This is a genomic window from Pseudoalteromonas sp. SR43-5 (assembly GCF_014163835.1).
Taxonomy (GTDB): Bacteria; Pseudomonadota; Gammaproteobacteria; order Enterobacterales; family Alteromonadaceae; genus Pseudoalteromonas; species Pseudoalteromonas distincta.
This window is the reverse complement of record NZ_JACJEA010000002.1, coordinates 123,180-148,747: the sequence shown is the minus strand read 5'-3', so window position 1 is coordinate 148,747 and position 25,568 is coordinate 123,180. Positions and strand designations below refer to the sequence as shown.

Annotated in this window: 21 protein-coding genes and 1 pseudogene; 8 read left to right on the top strand and 14 right to left on the bottom strand. The window is 38.3% G+C overall.

Going from position 1 to position 25,568, the window contains the following annotated elements:
* Positions 1-51: 51 nt before the first annotated feature.
* Entirely contained in the window at positions 52-1,587 is a 1,536-nt protein-coding gene (locus H5090_RS02085; protein ID WP_182694899.1) for a GGDEF domain-containing protein, read from the bottom strand.
* A 204-nt stretch (positions 1,588-1,791) separates the two neighbouring features.
* On the opposite strand from H5090_RS02085, the gene H5090_RS02080 reads away from it, so the two are divergent.
* The 3 genes and pseudogenes from H5090_RS02080 (at position 1,792) to H5090_RS02070 (ending at position 8,113) form a co-directional block, all read left to right on the top strand.
* Positions 1,792-3,579 carry a M61 family metallopeptidase gene (locus H5090_RS02080; RefSeq protein WP_182694898.1) on the top strand — a complete coding sequence of 596 codons (1,788 nt, stop codon included), beginning with the start codon at positions 1,792-1,794 and terminating at the stop codon, positions 3,577-3,579.
* Positions 3,580-3,798: 219 nt separating this feature from the next.
* Positions 3,799-5,843, top strand: a pseudogene (locus H5090_RS02075) (EAL domain-containing protein).
* 98 nt (positions 5,844-5,941) lie between these two features.
* Positions 5,942-8,113 carry a S46 family peptidase gene (locus H5090_RS02070; RefSeq protein ID WP_182694897.1) on the top strand — a complete coding sequence of 724 codons (2,172 nt, stop codon included), beginning with the start codon at positions 5,942-5,944 and terminating at the stop codon, positions 8,111-8,113.
* Between the two features lie 105 nt (positions 8,114-8,218).
* Here H5090_RS02070 and map read toward each other — a convergent pair whose 3' ends face one another.
* Positions 8,219-8,995: a type I methionyl aminopeptidase gene (gene map / locus H5090_RS02065; protein WP_182694896.1), complete on the bottom strand. Its 777-nt coding sequence runs from the start codon at positions 8,993-8,995 to the stop codon at positions 8,219-8,221.
* Positions 8,988-9,194, bottom strand: a complete 207-nt coding sequence (locus H5090_RS02060; protein ID WP_024596935.1) for a ParD-like family protein — start codon at positions 9,192-9,194, stop codon at positions 8,988-8,990. The genes map and H5090_RS02060 overlap by 8 nt, the downstream gene beginning before the upstream one ends.
* Before the next feature lie 204 nt (positions 9,195-9,398).
* Here H5090_RS02060 and H5090_RS02055 point away from each other — a divergent pair, with 204 nt between their 5' ends.
* The 3 genes from H5090_RS02055 (at position 9,399) to gntR (ending at position 14,735) form a co-directional block, all read left to right on the top strand.
* Positions 9,399-11,918 (top strand): bifunctional diguanylate cyclase/phosphodiesterase, encoded by a 2,520-nt coding sequence (locus H5090_RS02055; RefSeq protein WP_220490678.1) that lies wholly within the window; start codon positions 9,399-9,401, stop codon positions 11,916-11,918.
* 309 nt (positions 11,919-12,227) lie between these two features.
* Positions 12,228-13,499, top strand: coding sequence for an O-acetylhomoserine aminocarboxypropyltransferase/cysteine synthase family protein (locus H5090_RS02050; RefSeq protein ID WP_182694895.1), 1,272 nt, complete (start codon positions 12,228-12,230; stop codon positions 13,497-13,499).
* 225 nt (positions 13,500-13,724) lie between these two features.
* Complete coding sequence (gntR, locus tag H5090_RS02045) at positions 13,725-14,735, top strand: gluconate operon transcriptional repressor GntR (RefSeq protein ID WP_182694894.1); 1,011 nt, start codon at positions 13,725-13,727, stop codon at positions 14,733-14,735.
* A 95-nt stretch (positions 14,736-14,830) separates the two neighbouring features.
* On the opposite strand, the gene gntU is transcribed toward gntR, so the two are convergent.
* Positions 14,831-16,174: a gluconate transporter gene (gntU, locus tag H5090_RS02040; RefSeq protein ID WP_004586388.1), complete on the bottom strand. Its 1,344-nt coding sequence runs from the start codon at positions 16,172-16,174 to the stop codon at positions 14,831-14,833.
* Positions 16,175-16,324: 150 nt separating this feature from the next.
* On the opposite strand from gntU, the gene H5090_RS02035 reads away from it, so the two are divergent.
* The gene (locus H5090_RS02035) at positions 16,325-16,873 is read left to right on the top strand and encodes a gluconokinase (protein WP_182694893.1); all 549 of its coding nucleotides are present in this window, start codon (positions 16,325-16,327) and stop codon (positions 16,871-16,873) included.
* 40 nt (positions 16,874-16,913) lie between these two features.
* Here H5090_RS02035 and H5090_RS02030 read toward each other — a convergent pair whose 3' ends face one another.
* The 10 genes from H5090_RS02030 to hisG form a co-directional block, all read right to left on the bottom strand.
* On the bottom strand, positions 16,914-17,102 hold the full coding sequence (locus tag H5090_RS02030) for a DUF1289 domain-containing protein (RefSeq protein WP_002960277.1): 189 nt from the start codon (positions 17,100-17,102) through the stop codon (positions 16,914-16,916).
* A 2-nt stretch (positions 17,103-17,104) separates the two neighbouring features.
* Positions 17,105-17,659 (bottom strand): hypothetical protein, encoded by a 555-nt coding sequence (locus tag H5090_RS02025; protein ID WP_024597354.1) that lies wholly within the window; start codon positions 17,657-17,659, stop codon positions 17,105-17,107.
* 108 nt (positions 17,660-17,767) lie between these two features.
* Entirely contained in the window at positions 17,768-18,382 is a 615-nt protein-coding gene (gene hisIE / locus H5090_RS02020; RefSeq protein WP_007376299.1) for a bifunctional phosphoribosyl-AMP cyclohydrolase/phosphoribosyl-ATP diphosphatase HisIE, read from the bottom strand.
* Positions 18,373-19,152: an imidazole glycerol phosphate synthase subunit HisF gene (gene hisF / locus H5090_RS02015; RefSeq protein ID WP_002960269.1), complete on the bottom strand. Its 780-nt coding sequence runs from the start codon at positions 19,150-19,152 to the stop codon at positions 18,373-18,375. The genes hisIE and hisF overlap by 10 nt, the downstream gene beginning before the upstream one ends.
* Positions 19,134-19,868: a 1-(5-phosphoribosyl)-5-[(5-phosphoribosylamino)methylideneamino] imidazole-4-carboxamide isomerase gene (locus tag H5090_RS02010; RefSeq protein ID WP_002960267.1), complete on the bottom strand. Its 735-nt coding sequence runs from the start codon at positions 19,866-19,868 to the stop codon at positions 19,134-19,136. The genes hisF and H5090_RS02010 overlap by 19 nt, the downstream gene beginning before the upstream one ends.
* A gap of 33 nt (positions 19,869-19,901) precedes the next feature.
* Positions 19,902-20,492 carry an imidazole glycerol phosphate synthase subunit HisH gene (gene hisH / locus H5090_RS02005; protein ID WP_002960265.1) on the bottom strand — a complete coding sequence of 197 codons (591 nt, stop codon included), beginning with the start codon at positions 20,490-20,492 and terminating at the stop codon, positions 19,902-19,904.
* Positions 20,489-21,550: a bifunctional histidinol-phosphatase/imidazoleglycerol-phosphate dehydratase HisB gene (gene hisB, locus H5090_RS02000; RefSeq protein ID WP_008138596.1), complete on the bottom strand. Its 1,062-nt coding sequence runs from the start codon at positions 21,548-21,550 to the stop codon at positions 20,489-20,491. Before hisB ends, hisH begins: the two co-directional genes overlap by 4 nt.
* Positions 21,547-22,656 (bottom strand): histidinol-phosphate transaminase, encoded by a 1,110-nt coding sequence (gene hisC, locus H5090_RS01995; RefSeq protein WP_182694892.1) that lies wholly within the window; start codon positions 22,654-22,656, stop codon positions 21,547-21,549. The genes hisB and hisC overlap by 4 nt, the downstream gene beginning before the upstream one ends.
* Positions 22,646-23,947, bottom strand: coding sequence for a histidinol dehydrogenase (hisD, locus tag H5090_RS01990; RefSeq protein ID WP_182694891.1), 1,302 nt, complete (start codon positions 23,945-23,947; stop codon positions 22,646-22,648). Before hisD ends, hisC begins: the two co-directional genes overlap by 11 nt.
* A gap of 5 nt (positions 23,948-23,952) precedes the next feature.
* Positions 23,953-24,852, bottom strand: coding sequence for an ATP phosphoribosyltransferase (gene hisG, locus H5090_RS01985; RefSeq protein ID WP_002960257.1), 900 nt, complete (start codon positions 24,850-24,852; stop codon positions 23,953-23,955).
* Between the two features lie 419 nt (positions 24,853-25,271).
* Here hisG and H5090_RS01980 point away from each other — a divergent pair, with 419 nt between their 5' ends.
* The gene (locus tag H5090_RS01980; protein WP_002960256.1) at positions 25,272-25,508 is read left to right on the top strand and encodes a hypothetical protein; all 237 of its coding nucleotides are present in this window, start codon (positions 25,272-25,274) and stop codon (positions 25,506-25,508) included.
* The last annotated feature ends 60 nt before the right edge of the window (positions 25,509-25,568 follow it).

The window sequence follows — 25,568 nt, the reverse complement described above, 5'->3', positions numbered from 1 at the left end:
TACTACTAAATCGTAAAACTACTTGTCATAAAAGTTATAATAGCTATGACATTATTTACTGGTACAAAGTCTATCTCGCCCTGAATTTTTGGCTTCGTAAAGTGCATCATCAGCTCTATCAAATGCCTTTAATAGGGTATCGCCTTTTTTAAATTGAGTTGCACCTACCGAAATAGTGATCTCAATTTGTTTTTCTCTAAATTTAAAAGGTATATTTTTAATTACCTTTCTTACTTTATCCAGGGGTAATGTTGCGTTTTCTAGCGACACACCTGGCATTAATAGTACAAATTCTTCACCGCCATAACGCGCTATAAAATCAGACTTTCTTACCGATTTTTGCAACGCTTTCGATATAACTTGTAAGGTAATATCACCTGCGGTGTGGCCAAATCTATCATTGATAGATTTAAAGTGGTCAACATCAATAACTGCAAGCGTAACATCTGATGGCTGCACATTAAACAAATGCATTTCGTGATTGTAACGTTCGTCAAATGCAGCCCGGTTAGGCAGTTTTGTAAGCCCATCTAGTAAGCTTTTAAAGCGCTGTTCGTTTAAGCGTTTTTTATACGTTGTTAACTTATCTTCTAAAGTAACAATTCGAGTATTTATTTCATTAAAGCTAGCGCTAAGCATTTCTCTGTCTTTTCGTTCTAACTTTTCTTTTGCTATAAAATCTTCGCTTATTGATTTTAATTCGTTATCTACGAGTTCTTTTAAAGATGAGATTGATGTAGCTTTTTGCGTTTGCTCATTAAGATTTTTTATTTTTAGTTCAATGCTTTTATTAAGTGAGTCAAACTCAACTTCCATAGACTCAGAGTGCTTGCTAGTTGAGACGATAGAGTTATGAAGATCTTCGAGGGTTTGATTTAATGAAACTAAAAAGCTTTGCGCGGATTTACGCTCTTTACTTATATTTTTTACCACTACATCAATAATACTAATTGCAACATCAAGTAATGTATCGATTGAGTCACTTTCTGTAATATTATTTTTTATCTTATTAATTTGTAGCGTAGCTTCTTCTTCAAGTATAAGTTCATTTGCGAGCTCAAGTAGTTTTTTTGCACGCGCCTGTTTTACTGGGCGCTGCTGATCAACTTGAGGGTTTTGCTTGGTAAGCAACGCTTCATGATAAAAGCTAATAAGTTGATCAAGTAGCGGAATGTAACCATGAGTTGAATGAACGTTATTAATCTCGTGATCGAGTAAATTTCTTAGAGTCCTACGAGTATCGTCAGGTAAACCTTTGGTTTTTTGTAATTGTTTACCGGCACTTTGCACACTGTTGTATAAATTACGTTGCTGAGCTTGTTGAATCGATTCTTGGTTTTTAAGTAGGATTAAAGTTTCACTAATAAGGGGAGCAAGGTTTTCAAAACTCATGCCTTTATTAAGCGCACTTCTAAATTTGGCGAGGCGATTATCTAACTCGATATCTAGTCCTTTACAGCTCAACGATAGTTTAGCTGTAAAGTCACATAGAACATCTACTTGATGTTTACGAGCGCTCTCAACAGCCATACGCGCATCAATTGCTTGTTTTAGCTTTTTATCTGTTGCGTTAGATCTTTGTGACACCTAAGCATACCGCCATCAAATTAATTTCATTATCTTCAGTTTACAACAAATTTTTATTATGTGTAGTTATCTAGTAAAAAACTTAGAAATTTTAATAAGCTACTACTTATAAACTCGTATATAGGGTCATTTATCGTATTTAATTCACTTTTAAATAGGGGCTTGTTAGTCTTGTAAGCAATTAAGTTTCCACTAAGAGTCTCTATGAAAAAGTTATTAGCCCTTTCAATTTTAGCTGCATGTTCAGCGCCTGTATTTGCCGATGTAAATTATTCTTTAGAAATCTCGCAACCACAGCATCATTTAGGTGATGTAAGTGTTGAGTTTCCAAAAACAGCGCAAGCACACCTTGATATAAAACTTCCTGCGTGGCGCACGGGTCGCTACGAAATGTTAAATCTTGCAAATGGCATTCGCTACTTCAAAGCCAAAGATGAAGATGGCAAAGAACTAAAATGGGAAAAAATAGATCACAGTACATGGCGTGTACATCTTAATGAACCTACAGAAGTAAATGTTGACTACCAGGTGTATGCAAATGAGCTTGGTAAACGTGCTCGCCACATTGACGACAGCCATGCATTTATAGATGCGTCAGGCTTTTTTATGTTTAGTGAATCATTTCGCCAAGAGCCTGTAACCGTTAATTTAGACGTGCCTAAAAAGTGGCGTTCTGTATCGGGTATGAATAATTTAAAAGGCAAAAATTCATTTAAAGCAGCCGATTACGATGTACTTGTTGATTCACCAATCGAAACGGGTATTAACCAACTACACACATTTGAAGTAGAAGGGCGTGAATATGATTTAGTTATATGGGGCGATGGTAACTACGATGTAGAGCTAATGCTTACCGATCTTAAAAAATTAGTTGCCACGGGTAATGTAATTTGGGATGGCTATCCGTATGAGCGTTATGTATTTATGGTGCATGCAACATCAGGAGCTGGTGGTGCAACAGAGCATTTAAACTCAACAATTATTCAACGACCACGTGACCGATTTGGTAGCCGCGAAGATTACTTAGGTTTTATTAGCACCGCTGCGCATGAGTTTGTTCATACATGGAATGTTAAAGCATATCGCCCTCAAGGTTTAGTGCCATACGATTACACTAATATGAACTATTCAAAACTGCTGTGGATTGCAGAAGGTTCAACAAGTTACTTTGAAGATCATTTATTAGTGCGCTCAGGCATTCAAACAACAGATGAATTTTTTAAAGTAATGAGTAAAACCATTAACCGTCATTTGCAAACACCGGGCCGTGAAGTGCAAAGCGCAAGCGAAACAAGCTTTGATAAATGGATTAATCAAGGTGGCGATCACGCACGTAACTACAGCACCAATATTTATTCAGAAGGTTCGTTACTTTCACTTGCTTTAGATATTGACTTACTAGAAAAAAGCCAAGGTAAAATAAGCTATCGCGACGTGCACAAAGCACTTTATAACAATCATAAAATGCCCGCTGGATTTACAGATACAGATGTACTTAATATCTTAAAAGATTTAACAGGACGTGATTATTCAAGCTGGTGGCAAGAAAATGTAGAGTCGCCTGCAAGTATTAACTTTGACGATTTACTTACTAAAGTAGGTTTAAAGTTTGAGCGTCCTGAAAAAGCAAAAGCACTTGCAAGTATTGATGCTACCGCCAAAAATACAGGTGAATTACTGACGTTAAGTTATGTACGCCGTGGTGGCAGTGCGTGGAAAGCGGGTTTAACTACCGATGATAAAATTGTCGCTATAAACAAACATCACGTAGGTAAAGATTTAAAAACTAGCCTAGAAACGTTTAAGGCAGGCGACAAAGTAACCGTTGACTATCTTCGTCGCGATGCACTTGAAAGCTTAACATTAGTATTATCAGAAGATTTCGATAAGCCTAAAAAAGTAGTTGCTGATAAAGAGGCAACGCCACAGCAAAAAGCACTATTCAAAGCATGGATTGGCGTGGAACATCCAAATGATGTGACAAAAAAATAAATTCAGTTTTTATAGAGTTTAAATACAGTTAACAATTATTAAAAAAGAGCTTCGGCTCTTTTTTTGTTTTGTATAATGGCGTATATAATGTACATGGAAATTTAATATTAAAATTAAATTATTATTTGGTGTTTTTTATTACTAAATAAAATTACTTATGGATATAGCCTCAAAATGAAATTAGACGACGTTGCTTCAGACTTAACCAACTAATTTGTAATTAACGACTATTTGCACCAGTTATTTGATGCGGTAAATGTAATTTCTGTTCAATGTTATGACAATGAGCGTCGTGTTATTTATTGGAATGAAGGCAGTGTGCGACTTTACGGATACACCAAAGAAGAGGCCATAGGGCAAAAAATAGAAGACCTTATAATTCCAGAATCAATGTGTGAATTTGTAATTGAGGCACACCGTGATTGGGTAGAAAAAGACATAGAAATTCCAGCATCCGAAATTACCCTAAAAGGTAAAAATGGCGAAAGTGTATCTGTTTTTTCTAGCCATGTTATGTTTACAAATCAATATAATACAAAACAAATGTATTGCATTGATATTGACTTATCTGAGGTTAAAAAGGCACAAGCAGATGCATCATTTAATGAGGATATGCTAAAAACTATTTTTGAGGCAATTCCTGACCTATTTTTCTTGATGGAAAATGATGGAACTATTATTGAGTATCATGCCAGTAATGAGACCGATCTCTACACCAAGCCATAGCAATTTATTGGTAAAAAAATGGGTGATGTACTCCCGCGCGCTGTAGCCAAAAAATTTGAAACCTATATCAGCCTCGTATTAGAAAAAGAGCAGATGATGAGCTTTAAATATGAGCTAGCTTTACCCCATGGGCTCGTTTTTTTTGAAGCAAGAATAAATAAAATAACAGAATATAACCAGTTAATGGTTATTATTCGAGATATTACAGAACAGCATAAATCAGATGAACTAATTAGACATCAAGCGTATTACTATAGTCTAACTTTACTCCCTAATCGTTTTTTAGCACTTGATCGTTTGTCGCAATCGCTTATTGAAGTACAAAGAAATAACGAGAAAGCTGCGGTACTGTTTTTGGATTTAGATGACTTTAAAAAAATAAATGATTCCTTAGGTCATGAAACAGGAGACAAACTTTTAATTGAATCAGCGCAAAGGCTACAAGAGGCACTGCGAAAAGACGACACGGTAGGGCGCCTAGGTGGGGATGAGTTTATCGTATTACTACGAGGTATAACTGATCACCATTCTGCTTTAAAAATTACTGAAAAACTGGTCAATAACTTTAGAGCCCCTTTTAAAATTGAGGGCCGAGAACACATACTTACAGCGAGTATTGGTGTAGCCATATACCCAGAAAATGGTAATACAGTAGCTGATTTATTACGAAACGCTGACACTGCAATGTATCAAGCAAAATCATATGGCCGTAATACTTATTCATTTTTTACTAAAAAAATGAATGTAATTATTCAGCGCCGACTAGTAATAGAAGAGCAGATGCGTGGCGCCCTTGAACGTAATGAGTTCGAGTTATTCTACCAGCCCCAATTTGACGCCAAAAATAAACACATAATTGGCGCAGAAGCGTTATTACGCTGGCATAACCCTGTGCTAGGTAATGTAACACCCGATGAGTTTATACCTATTGCCGAAAATACAGGATTAATTGTACCCATTGGCAAGTTTGTAATTAGCCAAGCATTAGATTTTTTAAACACATGGCAAAGTACTTGTAAACGCACACAGCAATACACCATGGCTGTTAATTTATCGCCTCGCCAATTTAGGGACGTAGGGCTGCTCAGTTTTATTCAAAACTCATTGAGTGAAGCAAACGTAAATCCCGAAAGTTTAGAGCTTGAAATAACTGAGGGAGTATTGATGAGTTGCCACACTAATGTTGTTGATATATTGACTGAAATAACAGCATTAGGCATTAACTTATCAATGGATGACTTTGGTACAGGTTATTCATCATTAAGTTATTTGAGGGAGTATCCGTTTAATGTACTTAAAATAGATAGAAGTTTTATTGACGGTATTGTACTAAACAATGAAGATTGTAATCTCGTAAAGGCAATTATTGCCATGTCGCACAGTTTAGGGCTGACAGTGGTAGCCGAGGCGTAGAAACAAAAGAGCAGCATACTTTGTTGAACAAATTAGACTGTGATTTTATGCAAGGCTTCTATTTTAGTAGACCCATACCAGCAAAACAGTTTCTTGATTTTTCGATGAATTTTGATAAAAAGTAAGATCAAACACTCGATTGTAACAATTCATTGCACGGCTATTGACCTCATTAGCTACTGACGAGTAACCTGTTATAGAAACAAATAAAAAGGATTCTATAATGCGTTTAAAACCTCTTGTAGCTACATTAGCAGCCACATTTTCTTTATCACTTTCAAGTAGTGCCATAGCCGACGAAGGCATGTGGCAACCACACCAACTTCCAGAGTTAGAATCAATTTTAAAAGCCAAAGGGCTTGAAATTGATGTTGAATCTATTTCTAAATTAACCGAATTCCCAATGAATGCGGTAATTAGCTTGGGTGGCTGTACAGCATCGTTTGTATCACCTAAGGGTTTAGTTGTGTCAAACCATCACTGTGTTTATGGCTCGGTGCAATACAATTCAACACCTGAAAACAACATATTAGAAAATGGCTTTTTAGCTAAAAGCCCTGCTGAGGACTTACCAGCAGCGCCGGGTTCACGCGTATACGTCACAGAAACAGTTACTAATGTGACTGACAAAGTTAGTAAAGGTATTGAAGAACTAAGCGGTAAAGCACGCTACGACGCAATAGTAAAAAACGAAAAAGCGCTAGTAGCCCAGTGTGAAGCCGACGAAAGCTACCGTTGTAACGTGTATTCGTTTCATGGTGGTTTAGAGTTTTACCTAATTAAGTCACTTGAAATTAAAGACGTACGTTTATCTTACGCACCAGCTATGGGCGTAGGTAAATACGGTGGGGATATAGATAACTGGATGTGGCCGCGCCACACAGGCGACTTTGGTTTTTACCGTGCTTATGTAGGCAAAGATGGAAAACCAGCAGAGTACAGCGAAGACAACGTACCTTACGTACCTGACTCTTACCTAAAGGTAAGTGCCAAAGGCGTGCAAGAAGGCGACTTTGTAATGGTTACAGGCTACCCCGGGCGTACTAATCGCTACCGTATAGCAACAGAGGTAGATAACGTATTTAACGACAGCTACCCTAAAGCACGCGTTCATAACTCAAAATACGTGTCGCTTATTGAAGAAAACTCAGAAGACGGCAGTAAAGCGCGTATTGCTTACGAAAGCACCATTGCAGGTTATAACAACTATATTAAAAACTATGGTTCGATGATCGAAAGCTTCAAAAAAGGCACTATGCTTGAGCGCAAAAAACAGTTTGAGCAAGAGTTAACACAATGGATCAATAGCGATAGTGAGCGTAAAGAGCAATACGGAAGCGTATTAGGTGAGCTATCTGAGCTAATTGCACAATCACAAGAGCACAGTGAACGCGACCGAATGTTAGGTTATGTACATCGCTCACAAATGATCAGCACAGCACGACGTTTATACCGCCTAGCTTACGAAAAACAAAAGCCAAATAGCGAACGTGAATCTGGTTATCAAGAACGTGACTTACCTCGCATTAAAGCAGGGCTTGAGCGCATGACGCGCCGTTATGATAGCAAAGTAGACAAAGCTATTTTACTGCACTTTTTAGAGCTGTATGCAGCACTTCCAAAAGAAGAGCGTTTTAGCGAGGTTGATAACGTATTTAAAGTACAAAATGGGTTTGATAAAGCAACCCAAAGCGCGTTACTTGATAGCATGTATGAACAGTCAAGACTTGATAATGCCACTGTTCGCAATTCATTATTTGAACAATCGTTTAGCCAGCTAAATCAAAGCCAAGACCCATTTGTGCAGTACGCTAAAGCAATCTTTAAAGTAATGAAAGCAGAGGAAGATAAATCAAAAGCACTTGCAGGTAAATTACAAGCAGCTCGCCCAGAGCTAATGAGCGCAATCATTGCGTTTAACAAAGCTAAAAACAAACCTGTATACGCCGATGCCAATAGCACATTACGAGTAACCTATGGCACCGTAGGTGGCTACTCACCTCAAGATGGCTTGGTAGCAACACCTTTTACCTCGCTTGAAGGTTTACTAGCTAAAAACACCGATGTTGAACCATTTAATGCACCCAAAAAGTTACAAGAGCAAATTAAAGCCAAGCTTTACGGTGATTACACGGGTGGCATGAATACAGTACCCGTTAACTTTTTATCAAATGTAGACACTACCGGTGGTAACTCAGGTTCGCCAACACTTAACGGCAAAGCAGAGCTTGTTGGTTTACTGTTTGACGGTGTTTACGAAAGTATTATTGGTGACTGGGATTACAACCCTGAGCTTAATCGCTCAATCCACGTTGATTCACGCTACATGCTGTGGGTAATGGATAAAGTAGATAATGCACAAAACTTATTAGACGAAATGACAATCGTAAAATAAGTAATTAGTGAGATAAGAGAAGGGCGCTTACCGTAAAGGAAGCGCCTTTTTTGTTAATCATAATGGGTTACGGTTTGTATACGTCAGTAGCATAACTTAGTTTTGCTAAGCACGCTTCTCTTCATCGCGAAGTGTTAAAACTTCGAAGCCCGTTTCTGTTACTAGAACGGTATGTTCCCACTGAGCAGAAAGTTTCTTGTCTTTTGTTACGACTGTCCATCCATCTTTTTTAGTTTTTACCTTCTTGGAACCTTGGTTGATCATAGGCTCTATAGTAAAGGTCATACCTGCTTCAAGCACTAACCCTGTATGAGGTTTACCATAATGCAAAACTTGCGGCTCTTCATGCATTTCTTTACCAATACCATGACCGCAATATTCACGTACTACACTATAACCAGAAGATTCAGCGTGCTTTTGAATAGCATAGCCAATATCACCAAGCGTTGCTTTTGGCTTTACCACCTTAATACCTTCCCACATAGCATCATAAGTCGTTTTAACCAATCGTTTGGCTTCTGAGCTTGTCGCTGCAAAAGTATACATTTTACTTGAATCACTGATATAACCATTTTTCTCTAAGGTAATATCAATATTTAAAATATCTTTGTTTTTTAATTTATAAATATTATTGGGTATACCATGGCACACTACGTCATTAACAGATGAGTTCAATGAATACCGATAGCCATATTGGCCTTTACTGGCAGGACGAGCATGTAACACATTGGTAATATAGCTTTCTACTTTAGTGTCTATATCTAACGTAGTTATGCCCTCGCAAATAAAATCATCAAGCATTTTAAATACCTGAGCTAAAAGCTTTCCTGATTCTCTCATGAGCTCAATTTCTGCATCAGTCTTTATTGTTGCTTTACTCATGCAAAAGATCCTGAATAGTAAGCTTTTCTTTTATGAGTTGTTTTTTAATTATTTCATGGTAGGTAAGTGTCGGATTTAACTCAGCAAGCATGCCTATTTTAATCCAAAACTCTGCTTGTGAATTGATAGATCTGGACATGATATTACTCGATTTTCTAATTTCTTCATGCAGCCCATCTGATATTTTCACTATTCCCATTATATATACCGTATATGATTTATGCATGTATCGTATATAATGAAAACATGGATGTCAACTTGGAGGTCTTACAATCAAAAGTGTATTTCTCGGCCACTTCACAAGAAAAATAATTAATAAGTAATGCTTTATGTTTGCATTGAATTGTATAAGCAATCCTTTTAAACTGCATTGGGGCAGCTGATAAATTTAATGGGTTATGATATGAGATTGAATGTGACAAGAAGTGCGACTAGTATTTTATATAGCGCTATTTTGTATTTTCACTGTATTATTTTTGCACTAGGAATGGTTGAATCTACTTTTTCTGGGTATGAATTAATGAAGGTGATAAGCCCCACGACGGCAATAATTTCACTGTTAATTGCAGGCGTTTTAGCAACCATAAAAAAAGTAAGTCTATATACAAAGAAGTATTGCATCGCAATAGCTACAGTTGCTGCATTGTGTTTTCTATTTATTCAGTTTTCTTTTTTATTTCATATGCAGGGTAATTTCGATCTGGGAAGCTTTGATAACAAGCCATTTACTTTATCATTGTACGCCATTTTTATGTTTACTTGTTTTTCAGCAATTACTATCAAAGCTTTTCATAAAAATATAAAAATAAATGAAATGAAAAAAATAAAATTAGTCGTATTTATAGTTGTATTAATCGGTTCAACTGTGTGGCATCAGTCATCTTTGAATCTAGTCAGAACCCAAGATGCTAATGCAAGAGAAAAAATACACTTATTAGAAACAATGATAAACCGCTCTTTGGCTTCACAGAAAAAAGCTTTAGCTAGAATAAAGACTAGAGTAGAAAAAGTTAGTTTTGAAGATTTTATGCGTCTAATTAATATAGACTCAAAAAATTACATTAGTGATTATAATATAATCAAAGGTGTTTTAGTTCTTGATAATGAATTAAATTATATTTCAGGCGATAATTTTTCTAGCAGTTTTTACTTAAATGGAATGCTAGAAAAACCTACAATAAAATTATGGCTTAAAAGAGATATAGAGGAAGTCCAATTTGCAGCTAACTCATTAACTCTAGACTCCGATATACCAATTTTAATGTTTTTAGCCCCTGTTAAACTTGCGAATCAAAGTCGTTTTTATATATTAAATTTACTAGATATGAACTTATTATTAGAGAAAAGTTATTTAAAATATCTTAGTCGGTATGATACATATTTAGAATTAACTCCAAATGTATACTTTTCAGTAGACTATAAAAATAAAACTCAGTCTGATTTAAACAAGCTAACTAGCCGTTATAACCATTTTATCACTGAAAAAATAAATGTGATGGGTTTAGTTGAACATAATGTCTATACCTTTATCAATGACTATGAAGCAATACACATTGATACCATAATTGATCAATTAATATTATGGTTTACGTTTCTATTTATATTTATTTTTGTACTGGTAGCTGATTCATCAAGAGCCTTAGAGTTTAGTACAAAGCATGATGAATTAACTGGTTTACTGAGATTGAAAGCTTTGGAAGAAGAGTTTCTGCAGCTTAGCTCGGTTAGAGGATATAGTAATTTTGCAACTGTAATAGTTAAACTAGATTTTTATGAAGAGATACATAACTCTTTAGGTTATGAAATCAGTGATAAAATTCTGAAAAAAGCTTCTGAAAGAATAAGTATAAATGTTGACAACCGAGTATTAATTTCTAAGGGAATTAACGATAGCTTTGTTTTATATTTTACAGATACTACACCAGCTATCCTTGAGCAAAAAATTGAGGCTCTAATACTCGATTTATCTAAAGCGTACTGTATAGACACATTTGACTTCAATCTTACTGCAAGTGCTGGAGTGGTATTTTATCAAACCCCCGAATTATTTAATTTTAAGCTTAACCTTCAGCAAGCAAATATAGCCCTTGAAAAATCTACAGAGCTTGGAGGGAATCAAATACACTTTTATCAACAAATAATGGATGATAAACACAGCGAAAAAATTATTATCCGAAATAATTTACACACGGCTCTAAAGAACAACGAATTAGAAGTGTTCTACCAACCTATACATAACTTGAATGGGAACCAAATTGTAGGTGTTGAAGCGCTAGTTAGGTGGTGTTGTAACGGTGAATGGATCTCTCCGGCAAAATTTATCCCTGTAGCAGAAACTACGGGTCAAATAGTTCAAGTAGGTAAACAAGTTTTAAATCAAGTCCTTCACGATATAAAAAAACATTCGCAACTGCAAAATATAACCGTAGCAGTTAATTTTTCAACCAAGCAGATTATTAAAGACAATTTTTCTATCGACTTACTCCATTTACTTACTCAAAATAACATCACATATAAAAATTTCACTGTTGAAGTCACTGAGTCCTCCTTTCAAGAAAAGACATCTATAGAGAAAACATTACTTGAATTAATTAATTCAGGTTTGAATGTTGCTATAGACGATTTTGGGACTGGTTTTTCAAGTTTGTCACATCTTGCTAATCAGCCCGCGAACATTATTAAAATTGATCGAGAGTTTACTCTTGGAGCGGATAAAGATACGAAAGAACGAAAGCTTTTAGATACCATTATCAAAGTTTGTTATGACTTAGGCAAAAAAGTGGTAGTAGAGGGGGTAGAAGATGAAAAGCTAATTACACACTTATCTAGATATAAAGGTATTAGGATTCAAGGTTACTTTTTCTCAAAGCCGCTTCCTGTTGACCAACTTATTGAATATATTCGAGCCATACAATACAAATAATATTAGTAATTTATGTTGTCCTCTAAAGTTTCTAATACATATTTCGATTAAGCTTGTTTTATTTAGTGCTTAATACTAATTCATTAAATATAACCTTAAAATAACTTACTACCTAATGGAAGAACACAGCCATATAAAGTTTTTTTATATGGTTTTTCTAAAAAGTTCAAAAGAACATAATCCTTGAACTCATAGCTATTAACCGCCTTAACTTAAATCAAATCACCTTAACACCCTTAAATATATTTCATGTACATTTTATAACCAAGAAGTGCTAGGTTAGTGGTAAATTAATTGAAGGAAATAATTATGAAATTAGAGTCATTAGCACTGCACCATGGTTACGAATCTGAGCCTACGACCAAATCGGCAGCCGTGCCTATTTATCACACTTCTTCTTATACATTTGACAACACGCAGCATGGCGCTGATTTATTCGATTTAAAAGTACCTGGAAATATTTACACCCGCATAATGAACCCAACCAATGCCGTACTTGAACAACGTATTGCTGCAATGGAAGGGGGTATTGGCGGGCTAGCCGTGGCCTCTGGGATGGCTGCTACTACGTATGCTATTCAATGTTTGTGTGAAGTCGGTACTAACATTGTCAGCACCAGCCAAGTATATGGTGGGACGTATAACTTATTTGCTCATACACTACCTAGGCAAGGTATTGAAGCACGCATGATTAAAGCCGATGACTTTACCGCGTTCGAGAATGCTATTGACGACAACACCCGCGCTGTTTTTTGTGAATCTATTGGTAATCCTGCAGGTAATATTGTTGATATTGAACGTTTAGCACGTATTGCACACAGCAAAGGTGTGCCGCTTATTGTTGATAATACCGTGGCTACGCCGTATTTATGCCGCCCATTTGAGCTGGGCGCCGATATAGTGGTTCACTCACTTACAAAGTATATAAACGGGCACGGTACTGCTATTGGCGGCATGATTGTCGACTCAGGTAAATTTGATTGGAAAGCGAATGCCACGCGCTTTGCAATGATGAACGAGCCCGATCCGTCGTATCACAATGTGGTTTATACCGAAGCTTTTGCTGAAGCTGCATTTATTGGACGTTGTAGAGTAGTGCCACTTAGAAATACTGGCGCAGCGCTTGCGCCTAAAAACGCATCTGACATTTTAATTGGCCTTGAAACCTTAGGCTTAAGAATGGATCGCCACTGCGAGAATGCACAGCACTTGGCTGAGTATTTAGAAAATCATCCAAAAGTGCTTTGGGTTAATTACGCAGGGCTTAAATCAAGCCCGTATAACGAAATGAGCCAAAAAATTACCAGTGGTAAAGCATCGGGTATTTTAAGCTTTGGTATTGCTGGTGGCCTAGAAGCGGGTACTCGTTTTATTGATGCGCTAAACATGATTTTACGCTTAGTTAATATTGGCGATGCCAAGTCGCTTGCGTGCCATCCTGCGTCAACTACACACCGCCAATTAAATGATGAAGAGCTTGCTAATGCGGGTGTAAGTCGCGATTTAATCCGTTTGTCAGTCGGTATTGAAAACATTGCTGACATAATTGCCGATGTAAGCCAAGCGCTCGATAAGGCTTAAAATTAAATTATTTAGAAATGCTTGTTCAACTTTACTGTAAATACAGTATCGTTGGTTAAAAAGGTTTAGGTTTTCTAAACCTTTTTAACCAATCATTTAGCAACAGTTTAAATACAGGCGGTAGGCTAAATATTTATTATTTTAACTTAAATAAAAATGGCTAAAAGTAGTGATTTTTCACAATAGTTGGTATGTTACAAGTAATATTTTATTTAATTGTGTGTGATGAAAAAAAACAAACGTTCTTCTCTTCAAGATATTGCCGATGCGGTTGGTGTAACCAAAATGACGGTGAGTCGTTATTTACGTAATCCCGAAAAAGTATCAGAGTCAACTCGCACTAAAATTAGTGCAGCTATTGATACGCTAGGTTATATTGCAAATAAAGCCCCTGATTTACTCTCTAATGCTAAAAGCTATTCTATTGGTGTACTAGTCCCATCGTTAACGAATCACGTGTTTGCTCAAGTTATAAGAGGGATTGAAGATGTGACAGGGCCTGCAGGATACCAAACAATGTTGGCCCATTATGGTTACAACCCTGAAATTGAAGAAAAACGGGTTGAGTATTTATTGTCGTACCACGTTGATGGTTTAATTTTATCAGAAACCACACACACAGACAGAACGCTAAAAATGATTGAAACGTCAGGCGTACCTGTGATTGAAATAATGGATACTCATCACTCTCCTATGCAGCAAGCGGTTGGTTTTGATAATGTTAAAGCTGCTTTTGATATGACGACGGCACTTTTAAATAAAGGCTATCGCAATATTGTTTATATAGGTGCAAGGCTCGATGTACGAACACGCCTAAAATTTCAAGGTTATTCAGATGCTATGTTAGCTAAAGGTTTTACGCCTAAAAGTGTGATGACTGATCAAGCTTCATCTTATAGTTTAGGTGCTGAACTTTTACAAAAAGCGCGTACTGACTACCCAAATACTGACTGTTTGTTTTGTACTAATGATGATTTAGCAATTGGGGCTATTTTTGAATGCCAGCGAAACAACATTTTAGTGCCTAGCCAAATGGGGGTTGTGGGTTTTCATGGCCATGATATTGGCCAAGCAATGGTGCCTCAATTAGCAAGTGTGATCACCCCTCGTTATCAGATAGGTAATGTTGCGGGAAGAGAGTTGTTGAGCCGGATTAATTCAGATTTGGATGCTAGGATTAATTATAAGCAAGTAATTGATACTGGTTATATAGTTCATCTAGGTGAAAGTGTTTAAATACTCTAATTATATGAGCCTAATTACCTGAGCCTAAATAACAAAAGGCTCAGGTAATTTTTATATGTGTGATGATAACTCTACATACTGTAATTTTACAAAAACAGAGAAATAATCATAGCGACAAGTGCGCCAACAGTACCAATAATAGTTTCCATTACCGTCCACGTTTTAAGAGTTTGCATTTCGCTCAAACCGAGATAGCGACTCGCTAACCAAAATCCTGAGTCGTTTACATGGGAGAGCACAATAGAGCCCCCACCAATAGCGATAGTGACAGCGGCAAGCTGCGCTCCATCAAGGCCTAAAGGCTGAAGCATTGGAATAATTAAGCCACACGCTGTAAGCATAGCTACTGTCGCAGAGCCTTGAATAACCCGCACAGCGGCTGATAATACAAAAGCGAGTATTACAATCGGTAATCCTGAGCCAGCTAAGTAATTACCTAGTGCAGTACCTACTCCTGAATCAACTAATACTTGTTTAAATACCCCACCGGCACCAGTGACAAGAATAATAATTCCTGCAGGTTGTAAGGCACTACCACAAATTTCCATGATTCTAGCATTAGGGACACCGCGCCTTGCACCGAGCAAATAAAATGCCATTAGGCAGGCAACTAAAATTGCTGTAAATGGATGACCTATAAAGGCTAACCAATTATATAAATCAGAGTCTTTTTCAACAAAGCGGCTACCAATAGTATTTAAACTAATCATAATTAACGGCAGAGCAATTAAACCTAATGCTAATCCAAAACTAGGCGTCCCTTTACCAACTCTTTGGTTATCGTCGATTTGTTCGTGCTGTGGGAGTTCTACATGAATAGATTTAGAAATAATAGAGCCCCAAATTGGACCTCCTATAATCATTGCCGGTATGGCAGCAATAAGGCCAAATAAAATCATATAACCATAGTCAGCGCCTAATTGAGAGGCAACCAAAATCGGCCCTGGCGCAGGAATAAGAAACGCCTGACAAGACGCTATCCCAGCAAGTAGCCCAATACCAATTTTAACAACGCTGCCACCGCCTTTTCGTACCACAGCAAAAACAATACCGATTAAAAGTACAACGGCTACATCAAAAAAGAGGGGGAGGGCACAAATAAAGCCCGTAAAGGTAAGCGCCCAATTAGCGTTTTTTTCTCCAAAACGGTGTAAAAGTGTGTGGGCAATGCGATCCAGCGCGCCGGTTTCTTCCATTACTTTGCCAAACATGGCGCCTAAAGCGACCACCACCGCTACAAAGCCTAGTGTTCCGGCCATTCCTTTTTGAATTGTAGCGGCAATTATTTCTGGGCTCATTCCTGAGAATAATCCTGCAATCATAGAAACAAGGATCAAAGAGACGACAGCATGTAGTCGTACTTTCATTACTAAAAAAAGCAATAAAAATATGGAGCCTACCGCTGTTAGTATTAATGATAAATCTGACATTTTTCCCTACTTATATTCAGTGTGAATTATGATGTTTAGTGTGTGTTTAACTTCACTTTCGTATTTGTTACGGGTAACATGTTACCCGTAACTCAATATAATATATACATTGAAGATAATTAATTATTAAATTAAGGCGAGGGTAAATACATGAGTAACACAAATGTAGGTCGTATTTATATTGTAATGGGGGTTTCAAGCACAGGAAAGTCAAGTGTGGGTGATGCATTAGCAAAGCGCATTGGCGCTAAATTTATCGACGGAGACGACTTACATCCCAAGGCTAATATATTAAAGATGTCATCTGGGCAGCCTTTAAATGATGCTGATCGTGTGCCTTGGCTCGAAAGAATACGTGATGCTGCATTTAGCATTGAAAAGAAAAATGAAGTCGCGGTAATAGTCTGCTCAGCATTAAAAAAGAAATACCGAGAACAAATATGTGATGGAAATAGAGGCATTACCTTTTTACATCTTTTTGGTGATTTTGAGCTGGTTAAAAGCCGTATGCAGGACAGAAAAGGGCATTTTATGCCTGTTGATTTACTCAAAAGCCAATTTGAAGCGCTAGAAGTTCCAAAAGAAGATGAGCCCAATGTTATAAATATAGATATTAATAACTCATTTGAGCAAGTAGTCGAAAGCTGTATTAGCGCAACTAAAATGAATAGCCACAACAAGTTAAAAGTTTTTAGTTAATCAATTAACTGTTACTTTTAACATTTAGGGGCTTTATTTGTTATGAGTTAGCGTCTGCTCGTGGTGTTTCTAAAATCGCTTTTTTTTCATCTTCAGATAATATTATCCAATCAAAAATTTCTTCGTTGGTACGCCCACACCCGGTGCAGTAACCGCTGCGCCTTTCGCATATTCCTAGGCAATCAGTTTTAAATTTAGATGGTTTTTTGTTTTGATTTAATTGGCGCATTATTAAAGTCCTAACGGTGGAGCAATTTCAAAGCGAGTAGAAAACCCATTACCTTCTTGATTGGTAGCAAGTGTAATGACAGGGGTTTTAGTATCAAGTACAAAGGTGCTGTAAATTGAACTTGCTGTTTCTTTTTGGCTTTCCAACCAACCTGTTTTGGTTAAGCATTGGCGCAATTGCTTAGCCAGTTTTTGATGAGACTTTATTGTTTGCGTTTGTGTTTTAACAGGTGTTTGGCATTGGTAGCTTGCTTGCTCTGACTTATTTAAAGTTACTGTACAGTTTGCTCCAATTATATGAGTATTAGTACGCCATTGATTAGTAAACTGGTTATTTACTTTATCTGTTTTGATTGAATTAAAACCAGACTCATAACCATTTATTAGGTTATTTATGGTGCTGCATTCATCGGGTGTTACTGTGGTTTTTACAGACTGATTCGTTGTAGTAGTGGTTGCTGTAGTTGTAGTCTGATTAGTTTTGCTGGTACAGCCCGCTAAAATAAACGCGACGACTAAAATAAATGCGACAATAGAAGGGGTAATATAGTTTTTCATAGTTCACAGTAACCGATTAATTTAGCCACGCACTATATCACACGTGATTTACTGTAAAAATAAAAAAGCCCATATAAATATGAGCCTCTTTGTTAGACACAACTAATGCTATTTATGGCGACCTTGCAAGCATTTAACTACATCTTCAAGGGCTAAGCCTTGGCGTTGTAGTAATACAGTCAGGTGATAAATTAAATCAGCAGACTCGTTTGTTAGCTCATCGTTATCGTGTTTCATAGCGGCAAGGGCAACTTCTACGCCTTCTTCACCTACTTTTTGACAACTACGGCTTAAGTCTTTTGCAAATAATGACGCTGTGTAGCTTTTTTCAGGGTCGTCATTTTTACGCGCAACAATCACATCTTCTAACTGTGCTAAAAAGCTTAAACTTGGTTTTGCTTCATCACCAAAACAGCTTTGTGTGCCTAAGTGACACGTTGGGCCTTCTGGGTTGGCAAGTACTAAAATTGAATCGTAGTCACAATCTGTATGCACAGATACTACGTTTAAGTAGTTTTCTGATGACTCGCCTTTAGTCCATAAACGCGATTTTGAACGCGAGTAAAACGTTACCTTATTGGTATCAAGCGTAACAGCGAGTGCTTCGCTGTTCATAAAGCCTTGCATTAAAATAACACCAGAGCGGGCATCTTGAATAATAGCAGGGATCATGTCACTTTTAGCGAAATCGACCTGAGCTTGGTTTTGTTGTGTTACTTGCATAATCTTGCTGCCACTTGGTTATCTGTTAAAAATTGTTTTAGTTCGCCAATGTTAATCACATTTTTATGAAAAACGCTGGCGGCTAATGCACCATCTACTTTGCTTTGTTTAAATACATCTACAAAATCTTGCATACTACCCGCACCACCAGAGGCGATTAAAGGAATGTCACACAGCTCGCGAATTTTACTTAGTTGCTCGTTGTCGTAACCGTTACGAACGCCATCTTGGTTCATACAGTTTAATACAATTTCGCCTGCGCCTAGGTCTTGTACGCGTTTAACCCATTCTTGTGTTTTATAGCGCGTACGGCTTGATGCATTAGGATCGCCGGTTAATTGGTAAACTAAATACTCGCCGGTAATTTCATCAAAAAAGCTGTCAATGCCGACTACAACACATTGCTTACCAAACTCATCGTGTAATTCTTTAATAAGTTCAGGACGCGCAATAGCAGGGCTGTTAATACTTATTTTGTCTGCGCCGCGCTCAAGTACACGCGCTGCATCAGCCACTGATTTAATACCGCCGGCTACACAAAATGGAATATCGATATTACGTGCAATGCTCTCTACCCAGTTTACATCAAGTAGGCGTTTTTCAACGCTTGCACTGATTTCGTAAAAAACCAGTTCATCGGCGCCAGCTTCGCTATAGGCTTTAGCCATTGTTAAAATATCGCCAACTATTTCATGGCCTTTAAACTTAACGCCTTTAACTACTTGGCCGTCTTTAACGTCTAAACACGGGATTATGCGTTTTGATAACATGCCAGTGCCTCCTCAACGCTAAATGCGCCATCAAGCAATGATTTACCTAAAATAACGCCGCCCACACCAAGCTCTTTAAGCTTTTTAATGTCATCTAGTGAGCTTACGCCCCCTGAGGCTTGCACTTTAATTGTGCTGTTGTGGCGAGTTAGGTCTTCGTAAAGCTCAAATGATGGGCCCGTCATGGTGCCATCTTTACTGATGTCCGTACATAAAAAATCGATAACACCTAAGCTCACATAAAAATCTACCAGCTCAAGTAAACCAAATTCAGATTCACTTAACCAACCGTGCGTTGCTGGTGCCCAGCCCGTGGCTGTTTTATTTACATCAAGAGCAATTACAAAATGCTCTGCGCCAAATTGCTCAATCCAGGCTTTTACTTGTTCGCGTTTTTCTACTGCCATTGAACCAATAACAACTTGGTTTGCACCGGCTTTTAGCCAATCACTTACATCTTGCTCTGAGCGAATACCGCCGCCTACTTGATACGGTACGTTAAGTGCTTTGGTCGCAGCTTGAATATGTTTCCACTGTTTTTTACTTGGATCGCGTGCACCTTCTAAATCAACAAGGTGAAGTTTACCTGCGCCGCTGTCGGCGTATTCTTTTAAACGCGCGCCAAGTTCGAAAGGGTAAAACTGTGCTGTGTCGTATTTACCTTGGTACAAGCGCACAATTTGATTTTGTAATACGTCTAATGCTGGAATAATCACAAATAATCTCTTTTTTGTTAGTTAATGGGCAGCTTATAACTGCCAATCAACAAAATTTTGTAATAAACGTGCGCCAACTTTTGCGCTGCGCTCTGGGTGAAATTGCATGCCTGCGTAATTGTCTTTAGCAACAATGGCTGAAAAGGTTTGACCATATTCGCCGCTCACTAGTGTGGCGTCGTTTACGGTGTGCGCAAAGCTGTGAACAAAATACACTTGCTCATCAAGCGTTAGCCCTTTAGTTAATGCATGCTCTTTGTTAACGCTTAAGTTATTCCAACCCATATGCGGCGACGTTAAATTGCCTACATCAAGCGCTTTTACTTGCCCTGGTATTTTACCTAGGCACTGTACGTTACCTTCTTCGGTGCTTTCGCACAGTAACTGCATACCTAAACAAATGCCCATAAGCGGGCGCTGGTATTCATTTATAGCTTGTTGCCAGCCGTTATCTACTAGGCGTTTCATAGCAACCGACGCGTGGCCTACACCTGGCAATATAGCGCGCTCAAAACCCGCTAATTGCTCTGGTGAAGTAATTACTGTTGGTGTTTGCCCTAAGCGTTCAAACGCAAAGCGTACTGAATTTATATTGGCACAACCGGTATTAATTATGGCAATCATAAACATCCCTTAGAGCTGGCTGTTTGTTGGGTCGTGTCTTGTGCTACGGCCATACGAAGAGCACGTGAAAACGCTTTAAATAAACCTTCTACTTGGTGATGACAGTTACCGTCGCTTACCGATAAAATAAGGCTAATAGCGGCGTTATCACTCAAGCTTTTGAAAAAGTGCTCAACCATTTGTACGTCTAAGTCGCCTGCTTTTTCGCGGCTAAAGTTAGCGTTTAATACAAATGATGCACGGCCCGATAAATCAATTTGTGCTTCAGCTTTACACTCGTCCATAGGAAGGGCAAAACCATAGCGTGCAATTTGCGATTTAGTGCCAAGCGCTTGTTTAAGTGCGACACCAAGAGCAATACCAATGTCTTCAACAAGGTGGTGCTCGTCTATGTGTAAATCGCCTTTAGCTTTAATGTTTAAACCAATGTTTGCGTGGGTGCGAATTTGATCAAGCATGTGATCAAAAAAGCCAAGTCCGGTGTCTATACTGCCATTTTTAGTTTGATCTAAGTTTATGGCTACATCAATTTGGGTTTCTTTAGTGTTGCGTGTAACACGACCTTCGCGGTTTGCGGTGGTCAATTTAGTTACTATCGCACTCCAATCGCCGTCGTATAAAATACCTTCACAACATAAGTTTTGAGCAAGGCCAATATCGGTCTGGCGATCGCCAATAACAAAAGAGCGCGCTAAGTCTACTTTGCCTGAGCGCATAAGCTCGGTAAGTAAGCCCGTTTTAGGTTTACGGCAATCACAGTTTTGCTCGTCAAAGTGTGGGCAAATTAATACTTCGTCAAAGCTAATGCCTTGGCTTTGCATTATGTCCATCATTTTGTCTTGTGCTATGTCAAAATCAGCAGTAGGAAAGCTATCTGTGCCTAAACCATCTTGGTTAGACACCATTACTAAACGGTAACCTGCGGCTTGTAATTGTAATAACGCAGGAATAACACCAGGTAAAAATGCTAGCTTTTCAAGGCTATCTACCTGTTTGTCGGTAATTGGCTCTTCAATAATAGTGCCGTCGCGGTCTATAAATAAATAGGGGTTACTCATGATACTTCGTTTCCTGCTAAAGATGCTGCGGTAGCCGGCGTTTGTAAGCCATCTAACCAAATTTTTACTTGTTCAAGTTCTTGTTCACTACCAATTGAAATTCGTAGCCAGTCGTCTTCACCGTATAGTGTAAAAGCGCGCATAACCAAACCTTGCTCAAGTGCAATTTTAAAGTAGTTTTTATCGGCTAATTTTAAAGTAACAAAGTTACCTTCACCAGTGAGAATTTTTAATGCAGCAGGGGAGGCGTTTAGCCAATCTACCAACTTAGCTTTTAAGCTATTTAAAATAGTAACTTGGCGGCGCATTGATGTAATTGCATCGGGTGCAATTGCTTGTGCTGCAATACTTGCTACAACACCTGATACCGGATACGGCGCAATGACTTTACGAATTGGCGCAAGAACGCTTGCTTGTGCAAGCGTAAAGCCCGTTCTGAGCCCTGCAAGCGCAAAGGCTTTAGAAAGCGTGCGCAGAACCACTACATTACTAAACTCATTAATAAGTTTTGTGGCGCTTTGCTCTGGGCAAAACTCTATATAGGCTTCGTCAACAATAACCAGTGCTTTACCCATAAGTGCTGTTGCAATCGCTTTTACTTTATCAAGTGGTGTTAGGCTGCCCGTTGGATTATTTGGGTTACAAATAAATACCAGTTTTGAGCTGCCAACAGCTGCAACTATTTCGTCAGCACTGCCACTTAATAATAATTCTTGGGTAAGCGCGTTAATACCAACGTTGTGTGTATCGGCGGTAACTTTGTACATACCGTAGGTTGGTAAAAATAGCGCAATACTATCTTTAGCTGGCTCACAGTAAGTGCGCACTAAAAGCTCAATGCCTTCATCTGCGCCGCGCGTCATTAATACGTTTTCGCTTTCAAGATCTGTATAAGCTGCGTACCTGTCAATAACCAGTTGCGGTTGTGGGTCGGGGTAGCGATTTAAATCCTCAATACTCAGTTCAAGATTTTTAGCATACGGGCTTTCGTTAGCATTTAGCCACGTAGTACCGGTTAGCTTTTCACTTTTTGCAGAGCTGTATGCAGCAAGGGCTGCAATATTCTTAGGTAATAAGCTAGACGCTTGTGCGCTCTCATTGCTCATTTTTAATTGCCTCTAAACGAATTGAAACCGCATTAGCGTGGGCATCAAGGCCTTCTGCATCTGCAAGTGGTAAAATTGCTTTTGAAAGCTGCGTTAAACCACTTTTAGTAATTGTTTGCACTGTGTATGTACGGAAAAAATCAAGCAAGTTTAAACTCGAGTAAGTTGCACTGTAACCATATGTTGGTAACACGTGGTTAGTACCCGATGCGTAATCGCCTGCAGATTCTGGTGTGTAGTCACCTACAAATACTGAGCCTGCATTTTTAACTTTATCTAGGTAAGGTGTTGCATCGCCTAGTTGTAAAATTAAGTGCTCTGGGCCGTATTGCGCCGATACGTCAAATGCTTGCTCAACAGAATCAACCAAAATAAGTGAAGAATTAGCGAGCGCTTGCTCGGCTGTTTCTTTGCGGCTCAAATTAGCTAATTGGCGTGTAAGTGCCTGCTGAGTTTGTTCTATAATACTTTCGCTGTTACATAATAAAATAACCTGCGAGTCTGCGCCGTGCTCTGCTTGTGAGAGTAAATCGGCGGCTATAAATTCTGGGTTTGCACGTTCATCTGCTATAACTAATACTTCAGACGGACCTGCTGGCATATCAATTGCCATACCTGGGATAGTTTGCGCAACGAGCTGTTTAGCCATTGTTACGAAGCTATTACCTGGGCCAAAAATTTTGTTTACTTTAGGAATTGATTCGGTGCCATAAGCCATTGCTGCAATTGCGCCTGCGCCACCACTTTCTATCAAAGTAGTAATGCCACATAACTTAGCTGCATATAAAATAGCAGGGTTAATTGCTTTATCACCTTGTACCGGCGTAGCTAGTACAACGGTTTTAGCGCCGCTTAACTGTGCTAATACACCTTGCATAATAACTGACGATGGCAGCGGAGCACTGCCACCGGGTACATAAATACCGACTGCTTCGATGGCTTGATATTTCAGTTCACATACAACGCCTGGTTGGGTTGATAATTTAATATCTTTTGGCAACTGCGCTTCGTGAAAACGTTTAACATTTGCATAAGCGGTGTCAATTGCGTATTTAAGCTCAGCACTCAGTGCTTGCTCAGATGCGTTAATTTCATCTAGCGGTACGCGCAAACGTGGGTTAGCTCTATTATCAAACTCTTTGGCCATACTAAGTAAGGCCTCATCGCCTTGCTCTTTTACATTAGCTAAAATAGTTTTGCATATTGCTTCAACCTTTGCGCTTACAGAAACTGCAGGGCGCATTAGCGCCGCTGCTTGTACTTGTGAAGATTCCTCATTCCAACGAAGCATGGTACTTACTCCATCATTTTTTCAATTGGCATAACTAAAATAGAGTTAGCACCTAGGGCTTTTAACTGCTCCATTGTTTCCCAAAATAATGTTTCGCTGCTTACCATGTGCAGTGCTACGTATTCTTCATTACCCGCAAGGGCAAGTAGAGTCGGTTGACCAGAACCAGGTAAAATTTCACAAATTTCATCAAGTTTGTTTTTTGGTGCGTGTAGCATGATGTATTTGCTTTCTTTAGCTTGTCTAACACCACGTAGGCGCGGCATAAGCTTATTGATTAGTGCTAGTTTGTCAGCGTCTTGCAGATCTTTATTTTGAATTAAACATGCGTTTGATTCTAAAATTGTATCACCTTGAATTAAGCCGTTAGCTTCAAGTGTTGCGCCAGTAGATACTAAATCACAAATTGCATCAGATAAACCTGCACGTGGTGCTACTTCAACAGAGCCTGTAAGCATTACTGTACTTGCGTTGATGCCTTCGCGCTTTAACCACTGAGTTAAAATTTCTGGGTAGGTAGTTGCAATACGTTTGCCTTCAAACCAACTCTTATCGCGAGCGCCTAGCTCTTGTGGCCATGCAAGTGCAAGACGACAGTAACCAAAATCTAGTTTTGAAAGTTTGTTTACTTCGCTTGGAACACCTTGGCGTTCACGTTCTGCTTGAACTTCTACTAGTACGTTTTCGCCAACAATACCTAAATCACATACACCGTCCATTACTAAACCAGGAATATCGTCATCACGCACACGTAGTACGTCAATTGGCATATTAGTTGAGTGTGCAATTAAGCGTTGTTCACGAAGGTTAAGTTTAACACCTAACTGTTTTAATAGATCTTGACAATCTTTAGATAGGCGGCCGCCTTTTTGGATGGCGATACGTAGACGATTTGTGTTACTCATTATTCATTTTCCTTTAATTTAAAAACTAAAAACCCCGAGGGGAACCTCAGGGCGAAAATGAATCAATGTTTTTTGAATCGCCAGAGGTTCCTTTTAGGAATAACCTCTCAGCGAAAGACCTGACAGGTTATTCCGGTGAATGGTGGTGATGATGTACTGTTGTCAGGTTTAAGCGCATTTTTTATCCTATGTAACTGCTCGTTGTTATAGTAACGTTCAGTTGTTATCTGTTTAAATAAATTTCGCATTCATAAAAACATAAACAGCCATATTATGGCAAGTTTTTTTTAGCTTAATTAAAGCATATCTTATAACTGTCGATAATATTAAGAAGGGAAGTACATTTTTTGCATATATTTGTTTGTTTATTAGCCAAACCAAGCGTTTAGATAATTTAACAGTAAACTAAGGAAGTGTGGATGGATATCATGATTCCTTATTTAGGAAGAATAACCAGACTAGAAGTTGAGTCAAAAAGTGCTTTTCATATTGCGGGTGTGCAAAGTGGATCGGCCGCTGAAAAAGTTGAGCTAGAGAATAAAAAAAGGCGTGAGTTACAAAAAAAGAAAAAGCTCAATATGCTTGATGATCAAAATAGTAAAAAAAAGTCTAACGTAGATGATGACGAAAACCCCCATTTAGATACGTGGGCTTGATAATACCAATTTTACTAAATACATAAGCAATTAACTAAAAAGGCCCTTGCGGGCCTTTTT

Excerpts from the sequence above, each read along its gene's own strand:
- H5090_RS02025 (WP_024597354.1), bottom strand. The coding sequence starts at position 17,659 with ATGAAAAACTATATTACCCCTTCTATTGTCGCATTTATTTTAGTCGTC.
- hisF (WP_002960269.1), bottom strand. The coding sequence starts at position 19,152 with ATGTTATCAAAACGCATAATCCCGTGTTTAGACGTTAAAGACGGCCAA.
- hisC (WP_182694892.1), bottom strand. The coding sequence starts at position 22,656 with ATGAGCAATGAGAGCGCACAAGCGTCTAGCTTATTACCTAAGAATATT.
- hisD (WP_182694891.1), bottom strand. The coding sequence starts at position 23,947 with ATGCTTCGTTGGAATGAGGAATCTTCACAAGTACAAGCAGCGGCGCTA.
- hisB (WP_008138596.1), bottom strand. The coding sequence starts at position 21,550 with ATGAGTAACCCCTATTTATTTATAGACCGCGACGGCACTATTATTGAA.
- hisH (WP_002960265.1), bottom strand. The coding sequence starts at position 20,492 with ATGATTGCCATAATTAATACCGGTTGTGCCAATATAAATTCAGTACGC.
- H5090_RS02050 (WP_182694895.1), top strand. The coding sequence starts at position 12,228 with ATGAAATTAGAGTCATTAGCACTGCACCATGGTTACGAATCTGAGCCT.
- hisIE (WP_007376299.1), bottom strand. The coding sequence starts at position 18,382 with ATGCAAGTAACACAACAAAACCAAGCTCAGGTCGATTTCGCTAAAAGT.
- H5090_RS02060 (WP_024596935.1), bottom strand. The coding sequence starts at position 9,194 with ATGGGAATAGTGAAAATATCAGATGGGCTGCATGAAGAAATTAGAAAA.
- H5090_RS01980 (WP_002960256.1), top strand. The coding sequence starts at position 25,272 with ATGGATATCATGATTCCTTATTTAGGAAGAATAACCAGACTAGAAGTT.
- gntR (WP_182694894.1), top strand. The coding sequence starts at position 13,725 with ATGAAAAAAAACAAACGTTCTTCTCTTCAAGATATTGCCGATGCGGTT.
- map (WP_182694896.1), bottom strand. The coding sequence starts at position 8,995 with ATGAGTAAAGCAACAATAAAGACTGATGCAGAAATTGAGCTCATGAGA.
- hisG (WP_002960257.1), bottom strand. The coding sequence starts at position 24,852 with ATGAGTAACACAAATCGTCTACGTATCGCCATCCAAAAAGGCGGCCGC.
- H5090_RS02030 (WP_002960277.1), bottom strand. The coding sequence starts at position 17,102 with ATGCGCCAATTAAATCAAAACAAAAAACCATCTAAATTTAAAACTGAT.
- gntU (WP_004586388.1), bottom strand. The coding sequence starts at position 16,174 with ATGTCAGATTTATCATTAATACTAACAGCGGTAGGCTCCATATTTTTA.
- H5090_RS02070 (WP_182694897.1), top strand. The coding sequence starts at position 5,942 with ATGCGTTTAAAACCTCTTGTAGCTACATTAGCAGCCACATTTTCTTTA.
- H5090_RS02035 (WP_182694893.1), top strand. The coding sequence starts at position 16,325 with ATGAGTAACACAAATGTAGGTCGTATTTATATTGTAATGGGGGTTTCA.
- H5090_RS02055 (WP_220490678.1), top strand. The coding sequence starts at position 9,399 with ATGAGATTGAATGTGACAAGAAGTGCGACTAGTATTTTATATAGCGCT.
- H5090_RS02080 (WP_182694898.1), top strand. The coding sequence starts at position 1,792 with ATGAAAAAGTTATTAGCCCTTTCAATTTTAGCTGCATGTTCAGCGCCT.